The organism is Streptomyces sp. NPDC048584, assembly GCF_043199595.1.
Taxonomy (GTDB): domain Bacteria; phylum Actinomycetota; class Actinomycetes; order Streptomycetales; family Streptomycetaceae; genus Streptomyces; species Streptomyces edwardsiae.
In genome coordinates, this window is the sequence record NZ_JBICWF010000023.1 from 41,782 (window position 1) to 55,935 (window position 14,154).

Genomic DNA, 14,154 nt, shown 5'->3' on the forward strand with positions numbered 1-14,154 from the left:
TCAGCGGCTCACCGCCGTCGGGTCCGGGGCGTGGTGGGCGCGGCGGTAGGCCAGCGGGGAGAGGCCGAGGTGGGCGGCGAAGTGCTTGCGCAGGGCAACGGGGTCGCCGAAGCCGCTGGCCGTGGCCACCCGTGCGACGGTCAGCTCGGTGGACTCCAGCAGCCGCCGCGCCTGGTTCAGCCGGCACTGCAGCAGCCACCGCAGGGGGCTGGTGCCCACCTCGCCGCGGAAGCGGCGGGTGAAGGTGCGCACGCTCATGTGCGCGTGCCGGGCCATGTCCTCCAGGGTGAGGGGTTCGGCCAGCCGGTCGAGGGCCCACTGCCGGGTGGCCGAGGTGGAACGGCCGGCGTCCTTCGGCACCGGATGCTCGATGAACTGCGCCTGCCCGCCCTCGCGCCACGGGGCGACCACACAGCGGCGGGCCGCCGCGCCGGCCACCGCCGCGCCGTGGTCCCGGCGGATCAGATGCAGGCACACATCGATGCCGGCGGCACCGCCCGCCGAGGTCAGGACGCGTCCGTTGTCGACGAACAGGACGTCCGGGTCGACCTCGATCCGGGGGAAGAGCCGCGCGAACGCGTCGCAGAGCGCCCAGTGGGTGGTGGCGCGCAGACCGTCCAGCAGCCCGGCCGCCGCGAGCAGGAACGCCGAGGTGCACAGGCTGACGACGCGGGTGCGCGGGCCGATCCGGGCGAACGCCCCGGCGACCTCCGGGGGCAGCTCACCGGTGGCGAGCAGATGCCTCTCGGGCTCCTGGGTGGCGATCACCACGGTGTCCGCGCTCTCCAGGAGGGACTCGTCGTGGTCCACGACGATCCGGAATCCCTCGTGGGTGCGGACCGGCCGCCCGCCGAGCGAGCAGGTCGTCACGGAGTAGAGCGGCGTGCCGGCCGGATCGCACGCGGCGTCGAAGACGCGCGCGGCGATGCCGAGGTCCATGGCGAGGACGCCTTCGAGGGCGAGAACGGCGATGCGATGGGCCATGGCCGGAATGGTACGACAGGTGGCTCCCCAGCCACTCACCGTGGGCCGGGGGGAGGAGCGAGGCTGAGGATCACCGGGCCCGGCCCGGTTCTTGCACAGGGCACAGGGACAGGAAAGAGGAGAACATGAGCGAGCACACCATGCGGGCCGTCACCGTCGGCGAGTTCGGCGGGCCGGAGGTGCTGACCGTCGGGCGGGTGGCGCGTCCCGTACCGCTGCCCACCGAGGTGCTGGTGCGGGTGCACGCGGCCGGGATCAACCCGGTGGACTGGAAGACCCGCGCGGGACAGGGCATGGCGGGGTTGCAGACGCTGCCGCTGATCCTCGGCTGGGACGTCTCCGGAGTCGTCGAGGAGGTCGGCTTCGGCGTCACCACGCTCGCGCCCGGTGACGAGGTGTACGCGATGCCCTGGTTCCCGCGCCCGGCCGGCGGCTACGCCGAGTATGTGACGGCGCCGTCCCGCCAGTTCGCGCGCAAGCCCGCGTCGATCGGCCACGCCGGGGCCGCCGCCCTGCCCCTCGCGGTGCTCACCGCGTGGCAGGCCCTGGTGGACACGGCGGGTATCCGGGCCGGTCAGCGGGTGCTGGTGCACGCGGCGGCCGGCGGTGTGGGCCATCTGGCGGTGCAGATCGCCCGGCATCTGGGCGCCGAGGTGGTCGCGACCGCCCGGGAGCCCCGGCACGCCTGGCTCAAGGAACTCGGCGCCGACCGGACCGTCGACTACACCCGGCAGCGGTTCGAGGACGTGGCTGGTGAGGTCGATGTCGTCATCGACCTGATGGGCGGCACGGACGCCACCGACGTGCGGTCGGTGGCGGTGACCCGGCCGGGCGGCCTGATCGTCTCCGTCCCGGGCGGTGTCTCCCCGGCCCTCGCCGAGGCGGCCGGGGCGGCCGGGGTGCGCACCAGCCCGGTCCTGGTCGAGCCGGACGGCGCCGCCCTGACCACCGTCGCCGGCCTGGTCGACGCGGGCGCGGTCCGGGTGGAGGTCGAGCAGGTGTTCGCGCTGGAGGACGTCGCCGAGGCGCACCGTCGGGGCGAGACCAACCGCACCCGCGGCAAGCTCGTCCTGGATCTCGCGCCGTGACCCCGGCGGCGGTGTCGGCCGTGTCTTCGACGGCCCCGGCGTAGTAGACATCCTGGGAGGGACACAGGGTACGAGGCCCATCGTCCCGGCGCTGAACGCGCCGCGAGAGACAGGGAGTGCCGCGTGCTGCTGAAGACGTTCCGCTGGGCCTTCGCCGTCACGGCCCTCGGCCTGGTGGCCGGGGTGCTCTACGACGGCTGGACGGCGCTGGGGCTGGTCGCCATCCTCGCCGTCCTGGAGGTCTCGCTGTCCTTCGACAACGCGGTGATCAACGCCGGCATCCTGAAGAAGCTCAACGCGTTCTGGCAGCGGATCTTCCTCACCGTCGGCATCCTGATCGCCGTCTTCGGGATGCGGCTGCTCTTCCCCATCGTCATCGTCGCCGTCAGCGCCCGGCTGTCACCGTCCCAGGCGGTCCATCTCGCGCTCACCGACAAGGACCGCTATCAGGAGCTCGTCACCGACGCGCACCCGTCGATCGCCGCGTTCGGCGGGATGTTCCTGCTGATGATCTTCCTGGACTTCGTCTTCGAGGACCGGGACGTCAAGTGGCTCCCCTGGCTGGAGCGGCCACTGGCCAGACTCGGCCGGGTCGACATGCTGTCGGTCTGTCTCGCGCTGATCATCCTGCTGGTCTCGTCGATGACGTTCGCCGCCCACGCCCACCAGCACGGCGGCGGTCACGCCGACAAGGCGCAGACGGTGCTCGTCTCGGGCATCGCGGGCCTGATCACCTATCTGGTCGTGAGCGGGCTCTCGGACTTCTTCGAGAGCAGGCTGGCCGATGAGGAGAGCACGAAGAGCGAGGGGGCGGGGCGGCCGGCGGTCGCCCTGGCGGGCAGGGCGGCGTTCTTCACGTTCCTCTATCTCGAGGTCCTGGACGCGTCCTTCTCCTTCGACGGCGTGATCGGCGCGTTCGCCATCACCAACGACATCGTCCTGATGGCCCTGGGCCTCGGCATCGGCGCCATGTACGTCCGGTCCCTCACGGTCTACCTGGTCCGCCAGGGCACCCTGGACGACTACGTCTACCTGGAGCACGGCGCCCACTACGCCATCGGCGCGCTCGCCCTCATCCTGCTCGCCAGCATCCGGTACCAGATCAACGACATCGTCACCGGCCTCATCGGCGTCACCCTGATCAGCGCGTCGTTCTACTCCTCCGTGCGCCGCAACCGCGCCGTGCGGGAGTGAACCCGCGCCGCGTCACCCGGTGGGGGCCGGGCCGTGCGGCATGGCGAGGTGGGCGAGGTCTCCCGGCGGCGGGGTGCTCACCGGCCACAGCGGCGCGGGTACGCCGTCGGCCACCGCGGCGGGCGCGTCGGTGAGATTCATCCGGTCCCGGAGGCGGCCGTAGAAGTCCATCGGGCCGAGCCGTGCGACCCGCAGCCGGCGCGGTGCCGCGTACACGCCGATCCAGTCCCCTGGCCCGAGCACCCCGCGCAGCTGGCCGTCGATGCTGACGGCGGCGCGGCCCGAGCGTTCGAGCACCCGCAGCCCGACCGGTTCGTCGGGGGCGGCCACGACCGAGCGGTTGAAGGTCATGTGCGGGGCGACCGGGGTGAACACCAGCATCTCGGCGCGCGGCGAGACCACGGGACCCCCGGCGGCGAAGCTGTACGCGGTCGAGCCCGTCGGTGTCGCCACCAGCAGCGCGTCGGCGGAGTACGAGGCGAGCAGCCGGCCCGCGATGTAGACGCCGACGGAGACCTGCCGGTCCCGGGCGAGCTTCTCCAGCACCACGTCGTTGAGGGCGGCCACGTCGAGCGGGACGCCCCACTCGCCGCCCGTCTCGCAGTCGGAGCGCACACTGGTCGGCGGCAGCAGCGGGCCCCTGCCGTACTCCATGAGCGCCTCGATGTCCGAGGGCACCTCCAGACGCCGTGAGGCCCGCATCGTCAGCAGCATGCGCCGCTCCACGTCGAGGCGGTTCTCGCGTACGGCGTCCAGGGCCGCCCGCACCAGGGCCGCGGGCACCTCGGTCAGGAAGCCGACCCGGCCGAGGTCGACGCCGAGGACCAGCGCGTCGACGGCGGCGGCGAGCCGGGCCCCGCGCAGGAAGGTGCCGTCCCCGCCGAGGGTGACGACGAGGTCGGGGTCGCCGGCCGCCGCCACCTCCTGCCGGGCGCTGCGGCGTCCGCCGTCGTTCCACACGTCGATGTCCGCGCACGCCACCGCGTGTTCGGCACACCAGGCCCGGACCGTACGCGCGGCCTGAGCGGCCTCGGGGCGTCCGCCGTGCACGACCATGCCGACCCGGTCCACCGTCATCTCCGCCTCCACAACGTCCGTCGGGGCCCCATCCTGGCCGTGCCGCGGTTCGCGCGGGGCCGTGCCACGCCGCGGGTACGGCGGACGGCCCGGTACCGCGGGTGGCGGTACCGGGCCGTCCGGTGGAGGGGGCGGCTCGTCAGTGCCGGCTGCCGTAGCGCCGCTCGAAGCGCTCCAGGCGGCCCGCGGTGTCCACGGCGCGGGAGGTGCCGGTCCAGAACGGGTGGCCTGCCGACGAGATCTCGACGTCGACGACCGGATAGGTGGCGCCGTCCTCCCACTCGACCGTGTGCGACGACTCGATCGTGGAGCGGGTGAGCAGCCGGAAGCCGGACGCTCGGTCGCGGAAGACGACCGGGCGGGAGACGGGGTGGATGCCGTGCCTCACGGGATGTCCTTCCTGGGGGTCCTCCGCCGCCGTGGGGCGGCGGAGGCGGGGTCATCGTTCTTCGCGGAAGAGGACGTGCCGGCCGGCGACCGGGTCGTACTTCCGCAGGAGGAGCCGGTCGGGGTCGTTCAGACGGTTCTTGCGGGTCACGTAGGTGATTCCCGTGCCCGCCGTCGACCTGAGCCTGACGACCGGGCGTGCGGTGCCGCGTGCCATGGGGTGCTCCTTCCGCCACCACCCGAGCTGCTTGACTCGAGCATGTCAGACGTCTCAACACGTGCCCCCTCACCGTTGTTCCCGGGATCCGGCAGAACGTTCGAACGCCCGGATTCCACATCAAAAGCCGCGGAGAAGGGAAGAAACGGACCATGCCCACAGGAGTGCAGGTGTGTTCCCTGAAGCGGGACACCCCCCAGACGATCCCGGCCAACAGCCCCTACACGGTCATACGGTTCCCGTTCGGGTCCGCCGAGTCCACCGACAGCTTCAACATGCACCAGGTCAACCAGCCGGACGGGTACGTGGTCACGAGCTGGGACACGGACGCCCGGTCGGGGCTGATATGGCCCGGCGTGGCCGGCTGGGGTGCGCTGTACGCGATGATCCAGTGGGAGGCCGGGGGCTATGACGAACTGCGTGACCAGTTCGTCCGGGACCCGCTCGGTCTCACCTCCACACCCAACGACACCACGGCGACGGAGCACCGGCCGCCGAGCCCCGGCATGCAGTGCTGGACGAAGCACTGGGGCATCTTCGTCGACCCGGCCGTCCCGCTCGCCGTACGCGCCACCCATGACGACGGCGTGGCGCGGAACATCGTCCTGGCCGAGTTCAAACTCGTGGTGCACCAGGCGGCCTGACCGTACCGGAACCGGCCGCCCGTGACCGACGCCGAGCAGGACGCACCCCGCGTCCCGGACGGCGCGGCGGCGAAGCCCTCGGCGCCAGTACGTCACGGGTGCCGGGCCCGGTGCCGGTCGCGGTAGGCACGGGGTGAGCTGCCGGTGACCCGTTTGAACGCGGCACTGAGGGCGCTCTCGGAGCCGTAGCCGACGGCGCGGGCGATGGTGGCGAGGGTGTCCGTCCCCTCGCGCAGGCGGGCGGAGGCCAGCTCGATGCGCCATCCGGTGAGGTAGTCGAGCGGTCCCTGTCCGACCGCGTCCTTGAACCGGGCCGCGAGCGTGGAGCGGGAGACGGCACCGGCGCGGGCCAGTCCGGCCACCGTCCACGCCTGTCCGGGTGCGGTGTGCATCGAGGTCAGGGCCGTGGCCACGACCGGGTCGGCGAGGCCGGCCAGCCAGCCGGAGACGGCGCGCGGCTCGCGGGCGAGGTGCAGGCGCAGCACATGGACGAGCATGACGACGGCGAGGTGTTCGGCCACCAGCGTCGACGCCATCTCCCGGTCTCGCAGCTCCCGGTCGATCTGGGTGAGCGCCCAGCTCAGCGTGCCCGCCTCGTCGGATCCTGCCGGTATGTGGATGACCGGCGGGAGCGGGTCGAGCAGCAGCGCACGCGCGCGCTCGCCGAACGAGAACCCTCCCCCGATGAGCACGGTGTCCTCGCCCTCTCCGGCGTGCGCGGGGCCTCCCGCGGGCGCCGAGAAGAGCGTGGCGGCCGCCACCGGAACCGCTTCGTCGTCGCCGCGGAGGGTGAAGCCGAGCGGCCGGGTGAGGAGATAGCAGTCCCCCTCGGACAGGGAGACCGTCGTATCGGTCCCCTCCACGCTCAGGAGGCATGTGCCGCGCCGGACGGCGTTGAACTTCACTCCGTCCGGCGCGTCGAAGCGGACGGCCCAGCGGCCGCCGGCCACCAGTCCGGCCGACAGGTGACCACGTGTCTCGAGGAGTGCCAGGACGTCTTCGAGCGGATCCACCGCCCTCCCACCCTTCTGGACGCTGAATCAAGTTCTCCGGACTTTCCAGCATAGACCGTCCGGACGCGGGTGTTTACGTTGACGAGGTGAGCACATTCCCCCGTACGAAGGGCCCGACCGTGAACCACGCCGTCCGCCTGACCACACCGTTCCACTCGCACTCCACCACCGCCGAAGTCATCGACGGTGCGGACCTCTCCGGGCGTCGCGTGATCGTCACCGGTGGTGCCTCCGGTATCGGCGTCGAGACCGTACGCGCCCTGGCCGGCGCCGGGGCCGAGGTCACCGTCGCCACCCGGAATCCGGCGGCGGCCGAACCGCTGGTACGCGAACTCGCCGCCGCCCCCGCAGCGGGTGCCGTGCGTGCGGCGGCACTCGACCTGGCCGATCTCGCCTCGGTGGCCGCCTTCGTACGGTCGTGGCAGGGGCCGCTCGACGTCCTCGTGGCCAACGCGGGGATCATGGCGGTCCCGGAGCGGCACGTCACCGCCGAGGGCTGGGAACTGCAGCTGGCGACCAACCACCTCGGCCACTTCGCCCTCGCCCTCGGGCTGCACGACCGGCTGCGGGCGGCAGGCTCCGCCCGGATCGTCGTCGTCAGCTCCGGCGCGCACCGCAACGCGGCGTTCGACTTCGACGACCCGCACTTCGTGCGCCGCCCCTACGACCGCTGGACGGCATACGCGCAGTCCAAGACCGCCGACGTCCTGTTCGCCGTGGGCGCCCGACGCTGGGCCGCCGACGGCATCACCGCCAACGCGCTCAACCCGGGCTGGATCAGCACCAACCTGCAGCGCCATGTCGACGACGCCACCATGCGGGCCCTGGGGGCGATGGACGAGGACGGCAACCTCATCAGGACGCCCTACTACAAGACGCCGGCCGAGGGCGCCGCGACGTCCGTCCTGCTCGCGGCCTCTCCCCTCCTGGACGGCGTCACCGGGCGCTACTTCGACGACAACCAGGAGGCGCCCCTCGTCGCCGCCGACGACGAGCAGGCCGGCGGTGTCGCGGCCCACGCCCTGGACCGGGAGGCCGCGGACCGTCTCTGGGAGTACGCCGCCGGCACCGTGCGCTGAGCGGCGTACCGCCTCTCACGGGATCGGGACCGCCGGCGCGGCGGCTCCCCAGGCGGCCGCGCACAGGGCCCGTTCGACGGCGTCGGTGTAGACGGCGGCGGCGAGCCAGGCTCGGGCGAAGCGGTCCGTGTCGGCCGGGAGGAGCCGGCCGAAGGGGTCACGGGAGCGGTCCGCGGCAGCCGCGTGGAGGTCGTCGAGGAGGTCCCCCGCCGTGGCCAGGCCCAGGCGGCGCAGCCGGGCGGCGTCACCCGGCCCGCTCCCGGCGACGGCGAGGACCCGGCGGCCTCCCGGCACCGCCTGGTGGACGCGGCGTCGCAGCAGGTGCAGCGGGGCCTCGTCGACGGCCCGCGCGGGCCGGGACCGCGGTGTGACCGCGCCCTTGGGGAGGTCCGCGTGCTGGAGACGGTCGAGGCCGAGGTCCACCCGGGCGTCGGGGTCGGTGGGGTGCTCGGCGGCGAGCAGCAGGGCCCGCGGGGCCGGTCCGGGAGCCAGGCGTGCGACGATCCGCAGCCGTCGGCCCCCGGCGGCGGCGAGCAGGCGCAGGTTGTCGCGGTACGGGAGTGCCGGGTCGTCGTGGGCGGTGACCAGCCGCAGAGGCAGGCCCGCACAGTCGGCCAGGACACCGTCGCCCGTGGCCTCGCGCACCGGGCCCGCGAGGGTCACCTCGAGGAACAGCAGGTCCTGCCCGCCGCCCAGGGCGCGGGCCACCTGCTCGGCGGCGGATACGGTCCACAGCCGGTCCAGCGGCTCGGCGCGCCAGGCGGCGCCGGAGGCACGGACCGCCCGCACCCCCGCTCCCGCGCCGAGACGGCCGGTCGGGGAGACGGTGGCCCCGGACACGGCGAGGCCGGCGCGGGACAGTTCGCGGTGGGTCAGGGCGGTGTCGCCGATGCGTACGGCCCGGTCGGCGGCGCCGGTCGCGCGGGCGGGCCCGCCCGGTGCCACGTCCGAGACCGTGTACAGACGTCCGTCGGCGTCGGCGGTCCAGGTGACCGCGCCCGCGTATCCGGTCGCGGTGAGGACGGGCTCGGAGAAGAGGCCGTACAGCCGCAGGGAGCCGTCCGTGCGGTACGGCTGACGGACCGTGCCACGCAGTCCGGTGAGGCCGGGGCCGGTGGTGTGCGGGATGCGGTGGGCGACGCCGAGAACGCCGGAGAGCGCGCCGGCGAGGTCGGTGAGGCGGTGTGCGGGGTCGGCGGAGCGGGCCGCGCGCACCCCGGTCACCACGGAGACCGCGGCGGCGGAGGCCCGTGGGAGACCGGCGAGGCGGGCGGCGTGCGCGGCCTGCAGGAGTTCCGCCTGGAGCACGGCGCCGGCACCGTCGGTGCCGGCCTCCAGGACGGCGGCCGCCGCGTCGAACACGGCGCGGGCGGCGGCGCGTTGCTCGGGGGTGACGGCATCGGGCTCCGCCGGTGCCGTCTCCGCGTCCTTCTCCGTCTCCGTGGCCTCGGCGGGGGCCGGGGTGTCCTCGGCGACCGGTGCGGCGGAGGCCGCCGCCGCACGGTGCAGGCAGCCGGGAGCCAGCAGGCATCCGCAGTGGATCGCGTCCGCGTCGGTCACCGTCCCGCCGGGCGCCCGCAGTTCGACGTCGGTGTCGTCGTCGACGGCGATCCGTACGGTGTCGCCGTCCCGGACGACCGGACGCGCCAGCAGCTTGGTCACGCCCGCGTCCAGCCGTTTGCGCAGCCGGGGCGAGAGGGCCGCGACCAGTTCGGCGGTGACGGACGGGACGACCGGAGGCAGGTCCGGGCTCATGAGATCTTCTCCCCTACCCAGCGGGCGAGTTCGAGCGGGCTGAGGGCGGCCACGGGCATACCGGCGGCGACGAGCTGCCCGGCGACGCCCGTGGAGTAGCGGGGCCGGCCGGTGTCGTCGAGGCTCGCGCAGCCCAGGACATGGCAGCCGGCCCCGACCAGGGCGCGGACCTCGGCGAGGAGGCCGCCGAGCGGGTAGCCCTCCTCGAAGTCGCTGACGACCACGACGAGGGTGCGCGACGGCACGGTGACGAGTTCGCGCGCGTGCCGCAGTCCGGCGGCGATGTGGGTGCCGCCGCCGACGCTGACCTCGAGCAGCAGCGACAGCGGGTCGTCCACGTGTCCGGTGAGGTCGATGACCTCCGTGGAGAACGCCAGGAAGTGGGTGGAGAGCGTCGGCACTCCGGCCAGGACGGAGGCGGTCAGGGCGGCCCACACCGTGGACGCCTCCATGGACCCGGAGACGTCCGTGACCAGGACGAGCCGCCAGTCGGCGGCCTTCCGCGCCCGGGTCCTGAAGACCGGGTGTTCCGGAATGACCTGCACCGTACCGTCCGGGGTGCGGCGGGCGGTCGCCAGGTTGGCGCGCAGGGTGCGCGGGAGGTCCAGGCCGCCGCCGGGCCGCCTGCTGGGACGGGGCAGGGCGGTGCCGTGCAGGGCGGGGCGCAGCCGGGTGGCGAGCTGCCGGGTCAGCGCGTCGACGAGCCGTCGGACGAGCGGGCGCAGGGCGGCCAGCCGGGCCTCGGGCAGTCCGCCCGCGTGCCGCAGCACGGTGCGCAGCAGGTCCACCGAGGGCCGGGCGCTGTCCGCGTCCAGTTCGGCGAGGACGTCCTTGCGGCCGGCCGCGGCGGCGGTCGCGAGCACCTCCTCCCGGATGCCCGGTCCGAACAGCGCGGCCAGTTCCTCGGACCACTCCCGCACACCCGGGTACGGCGCCTGCCGTCCGCCGCCGTTTCGGGGGCCGGTGAGGTCGCCGCGGCTGCCTTCGCCGCGTCCGCTGCCGTACAACTCGTCCAGGGCGGTCGCCAGGGGTGCGGCGGACGCCGGGAGCCGGTCGGTGCGGCGGCCGAGGAGGAGACGCCAGCGGTCGGCGGGGGCGAGGCGCCGCTCCTCGGTGTCCCCGGGAGCACCGCTCTCCGGGCTGTCCGCCGTGTCCTGCGCCACGGGGCCGCCGCCCGGTGCGGGAAGCAGGCCCAGGGAGCGCAGGGTCTCGCGGGCCGCGAAGTCCGCTTCCGTCCAGATGGCGAGGGCGGCCGGGTCGACGTCGTCGGTGCCGGTGACGTGCCGGGGGCCGAGGCGTTCCTCGACGGCGGCGAAGAGGCGGTCGCGGGCCGCGGGACTCAGGGTGTCGAAGCCGCCGCGCAGTGCGGGGAGCCGGTCGAGGAACGCCCGGTCGGGCAGGTCGGTCACCCGGGCGAGCAGGGGTTCCAGTGCGGGTGCGGCCGCTTCCAGGAGGGGTCCGGCGGCGGTCAGCAGTCCGGTGAGCCGGGCGGTGAGCGCGGCGCGGGAGTCCGGGCCGGTGGCCGCGTCGATCCAGGAGGCCACGCGGTCGCCGAAGGCACGGGCGTCCTCGTGCCCGAGCAGGACGCGTACGGCCCCGGCGGCGCCCCGCATCAGCGGGGAGCCGCCGGCGGCCAGCCTGCCGAGGGCGTCGGTGAGCCGGATGCCGCCCAGCGGGTCGGCGCGATGGGCGAGTTCGAGGAGGGCGTGGGCGTCGGCGGGGTCCTCGGACCCGGTCAGTCCGTCGACCTGCCGTACCGCCGCCGCCGTGATGAGCTCCGCGGCGGCCGCGGCCCGGTCCTCGCGGTCCGGTTCGGCGGGCAGGCCGGGGACGTGGCCGGCCCGCAGCCGGTCGAGGAGGGCCAGTGCGGCGAGGAGTTCCGGCAGGGTGCCGGCGCCCGGCAGGACGCCGGCGACGTCGTCGAGCCGTTCGTCCGCGAGGCCGGTCAGGCCGCACTCCGCCGCCCGGGCGAGCCCTTCGAGGGCCTGTGCGGCGGTAGGTCCGCCGTCGTCGCGTTCCTTGCGCCGCCGTTCGCGCAGAACACCCTCGGCGGCCTGCGCGGGGGTGACTCCGCGCACGCCGGCCGTGGTCAGTACGGCCGCCGTGGCGGGGGTCCAGCGCACCTCCCAGCGGGAGGTGAGAGCCTCGGCGCCGCCCGCGCCGACGACCTCCTTGGCCTCGCCGTAGGGGACACCGCACACGGTGAGCCGGCGCAACAGCAGTTCACGGCGCCGGTCGAGGTCGGACCGCAGCGGGTCGAGCCGCATGTCCCGCGGGACTCCGGGGCCGTCCGTACCGGGGCCGGGCAGGCCGAGGCGGGACACCTCGGCCTCGACCGCGGGGACGAGTCCGCTGCGCGGCGCCCCGGGGGCGGGGCTCCCGGTGCGGGTGCCGACGAGCACCCGCTCCATCGCCCGCGCCACGGCCCGCCCGCGCCCGTAGGGCTCGCCCTGGGCGAGCACCGTCTGCACCGCTTCGACCAGTTCACCGCGTCCGGCCGCGGGCAGGCCGCGCAGCCGGGCGAGATCCGAGGCGAGCCGGCTGATCTCCCGGGCGTCGGCGGGCCCCGACGGGTGGCCGAGGCCGCGCAGTTCGGCGCAGACGCGCACGGCCGCACGGGTCAGCGCCTCCTCCAGGGCCGCCGGATCGCCCGCCGCGCGCAGGACCATGTCCTGCCACTCCGGGTCCCGGATACCCGCGGGGTAGCCGGACCGCTCGTCCAGGAGGGCGTAGGTGTACGGGATCAGCGAGGTGTTCCACACGGGCCGGTGCGGTTCCGCGGGCGTGGTCGCGTCCTCCTCCCCCGTGTTCTGCCGTAGGAGCGCCGGGGCGTGGAAGGCGCCCACCACCACGGCGGCCCGCTCCCCGCCCGCGGTGGCCTCCGCCAGCCGGGCCCGCATCCACGCTTCGCGCCGCAGGTCCAGCTCCGGTACGCCGCCCGAGGCGACCGCGTCCTCACGCAGGGCCCAGCCGGTGAGCAGGGCGGCCCGGCGCAGCGCCTCGGGCGCGGAGCCGGGGGCGGTCGCCTCGACGAGCCGGTCCCACAGATCGTCCCCCGCCCGGCCCGTCAGCCGGGTCCGCAGCGCGGCGGCGAGACCGGGGGTGCCGTCCCCCGCCCCCGGGGCCCGGCGTCCGCCGGTCCAGGCACGGTCGGCGAGCGGCAGGTCGCAGGCGACGACCGGTACGCCGTGCCGGACGGCCCAGCGCACGGCGGTCAGTTCGGGCGAGAAGTCGGCGAACGGGTAGAACGCCGGTCCTCCGGCGCCCTCGCCGGGGGCGGCGGCGAGCGCCACCGGGGCCCTCGTCTCCTCGTGCCCCAGCCAGGGCAGCCACTCCTGCGTCTCCGTGGGCAGTTCGACGAGCAGGACGTCCGGCTTCGCCTCGTCCAGCAGCGCGGGCACGGCGGCGGCCAGGGAGGGCGCGTGGTGCCGTACGCCGATGAGGCAGGGCGCGGACGGGCCGGTGAGGGCGGCGAGCGCCTCCTCGGGCGGGGCGGCGGCCCCGTGGGAGAGGGACACGGCCGTCAGCCCTCCAGGACCGTACGCAGGTCCCACAGGGTGCGCCAGGTGGCGGAGCCCTGTTCGGCTCGGCGCCGGACGGGACCGTCCCAGTAGCCGCGCAGCCGGGCGGCGTCGGCGGGGTCGTCCTTGCGGACCACGCCGAGCAGATGGCCGGGCAGCAGTCCGAGGACGTCGCGGTCGCCGGGGAAGTAGGCCGCCGCCAGGGCGAGCGCGCCGGCGACGGACACCGCCTCGGCGGTGCTCATCACCGTCGACGGCCGCTCCACCTCCCAGCCCTCCGCCGAGCGGCCCTCGCGCAGGTCCCGGAAGGCGGTGACGAGGGCTTCCAGCACGGCGTCGTCGACCTGGAACGGCGCCCCCGCGCGCTCCACGGACGCCCGTGCCTGGCCGCGCACCAGCGCGGTCTCCGCGTCGAGGTCGCCGATGGGGCCGACGGTCTCGAAGTTGAAGCGGCGCTTGAGGGCCGCGGACATCTCGGAGACGCCCTTGTCGCGGAGGTTGGCGGTGGCGATGAGGTTGAAGCCGGGTGCCGCGTGCGCCAGGGCGTCGTCGGTGCCGGCCAGTTCGGGTACGGCGATGCGCCGCTCGGACAGCAGCGACACGAGCGCGTCCTGCACCTCGGGCAGGCAGCGGGTGACCTCCTCGACGCGGGCGAGCGCGCCGCGCGACATGGCGGTCAGGACGGGGGACGGCACGAGCGCCTGCCGGGTGGGGCCCTGGGCCAGCAGCAGCGCGTAGTTCCAGCCGTACTTGAGCTGGTCCTCGGTGGTGCCGGCGGTGCCCTGCACGACCAGGCCGCTGGTGCCGCACACGGCGGCGGACAGCAGTTCCGACAGCATCGACTTGGCGGTGCCGGGCTCGCCGACGAGCAGCAGGCCGCGCTCACCGGCGAGGGTCACCACACAGCGCTCGACCAGGGCCCGTTCGCCGACGAACTTGTCCTCGATCACCAGCCGGCGCGGCACCCCGTCGGGCACCTCGGCGTCGTCGGGCAGCTTCAGGGCACTGCCCGCGCTGCCCATGACGAAGGTGACGACGGCGCGCGGGGTGAGCCGCCATGCGGGAGGGCGCGGCCCGCTGTCGTGGGCGGCGAGGAAGGCGAGTTCGGTCGCGTACCGGTCCTCGGGCGGGACGATCTGGCGGGCCGGTGCGGGAGCGAGGGTGGTGGTCATCGGCGCGGGTTCTTCCGGGTGCG

General features: G+C 74.9%; 12 protein-coding genes. 4 read left to right on the forward strand and 8 right to left on the reverse strand.

Features of this window, described 5'->3' with window-relative positions:
• Positions 1 to 984 carry a GlxA family transcriptional regulator gene (locus ACGFR9_RS34175; protein ID WP_393216624.1) on the reverse strand — a complete coding sequence of 328 codons (984 nt, stop codon included), beginning with the start codon at positions 982 to 984 and terminating at the stop codon, positions 1 to 3.
• A 125-nt stretch (positions 985 to 1,109) separates the two neighbouring features.
• Here ACGFR9_RS34175 and ACGFR9_RS34180 point away from each other — a divergent pair, with 125 nt between their 5' ends.
• Both ACGFR9_RS34180 and ACGFR9_RS34185 read left to right on the forward strand, forming a co-directional pair.
• A complete protein-coding gene (locus ACGFR9_RS34180) occupies positions 1,110 to 2,072 on the forward strand; it encodes an NADP-dependent oxidoreductase (RefSeq protein ID WP_393216626.1) in 963 nt (320 codons plus the stop codon).
• A gap of 123 nt (positions 2,073 to 2,195) precedes the next feature.
• Complete coding sequence (locus ACGFR9_RS34185; protein ID WP_393216628.1) at positions 2,196 to 3,266, forward strand: DUF475 domain-containing protein; 1,071 nt, start codon at positions 2,196 to 2,198, stop codon at positions 3,264 to 3,266.
• A gap of 12 nt (positions 3,267 to 3,278) precedes the next feature.
• Here the strand turns inward: ACGFR9_RS34185 and ACGFR9_RS34190 are convergent, their stop codons facing one another.
• From ACGFR9_RS34190 to rpmG, 3 genes are all read right to left on the reverse strand, one after another.
• Positions 3,279 to 4,343, reverse strand: coding sequence for an NAD(+)/NADH kinase (locus ACGFR9_RS34190; RefSeq protein WP_393216630.1), 1,065 nt, complete (start codon positions 4,341 to 4,343; stop codon positions 3,279 to 3,281).
• Between the two features lie 139 nt (positions 4,344 to 4,482).
• Positions 4,483 to 4,731 (reverse strand): type B 50S ribosomal protein L31, encoded by a 249-nt coding sequence (locus ACGFR9_RS34195; protein ID WP_311646691.1) that lies wholly within the window; start codon positions 4,729 to 4,731, stop codon positions 4,483 to 4,485.
• 51 nt (positions 4,732 to 4,782) lie between these two features.
• Positions 4,783 to 4,947, reverse strand: coding sequence for a 50S ribosomal protein L33 (gene rpmG / locus ACGFR9_RS34200; protein ID WP_393216633.1), 165 nt, complete (start codon positions 4,945 to 4,947; stop codon positions 4,783 to 4,785).
• A 152-nt stretch (positions 4,948 to 5,099) separates the two neighbouring features.
• On the opposite strand from rpmG, the gene ACGFR9_RS34205 reads away from it, so the two are divergent.
• The gene (locus tag ACGFR9_RS34205) at positions 5,100 to 5,591 is read left to right on the forward strand and encodes a hypothetical protein (RefSeq protein WP_393216635.1); all 492 of its coding nucleotides are present in this window, start codon (positions 5,100 to 5,102) and stop codon (positions 5,589 to 5,591) included.
• 92 nt (positions 5,592 to 5,683) lie between these two features.
• Here ACGFR9_RS34205 and ACGFR9_RS34210 read toward each other — a convergent pair whose 3' ends face one another.
• The gene (locus tag ACGFR9_RS34210) at positions 5,684 to 6,604 is read right to left on the reverse strand and encodes an AraC family transcriptional regulator (RefSeq protein WP_393216636.1); all 921 of its coding nucleotides are present in this window, start codon (positions 6,602 to 6,604) and stop codon (positions 5,684 to 5,686) included.
• Positions 6,605 to 6,690: 86 nt separating this feature from the next.
• Between ACGFR9_RS34210 and ACGFR9_RS34215 the strand changes: the two genes are divergently transcribed.
• On the forward strand, positions 6,691 to 7,683 hold the full coding sequence (locus tag ACGFR9_RS34215) for an SDR family NAD(P)-dependent oxidoreductase (protein WP_393216638.1): 993 nt from the start codon (positions 6,691 to 6,693) through the stop codon (positions 7,681 to 7,683).
• 15 nt (positions 7,684 to 7,698) lie between these two features.
• Here ACGFR9_RS34215 and ACGFR9_RS34220 read toward each other — a convergent pair whose 3' ends face one another.
• The 3 genes from ACGFR9_RS34220 to ACGFR9_RS34230 are packed head-to-tail and all read right to left on the reverse strand — an operon-like array spanning position 7,699 to position 14,131.
• Positions 7,699 to 9,438, reverse strand: a complete 1,740-nt coding sequence (locus ACGFR9_RS34220; protein ID WP_393216640.1) for a hypothetical protein — start codon at positions 9,436 to 9,438, stop codon at positions 7,699 to 7,701.
• Positions 9,435 to 12,956: a DUF5682 family protein gene (locus tag ACGFR9_RS34225; protein WP_393216642.1), complete on the reverse strand. Its 3,522-nt coding sequence runs from the start codon at positions 12,954 to 12,956 to the stop codon at positions 9,435 to 9,437. Before ACGFR9_RS34225 ends, ACGFR9_RS34220 begins: the two co-directional genes overlap by 4 nt.
• Before the next feature lie 5 nt (positions 12,957 to 12,961).
• Entirely contained in the window at positions 12,962 to 14,131 is a 1,170-nt protein-coding gene (locus ACGFR9_RS34230) for an AAA family ATPase (protein WP_393216687.1), read from the reverse strand.
• Positions 14,132 to 14,154: the final 23 nt, after the last annotated feature.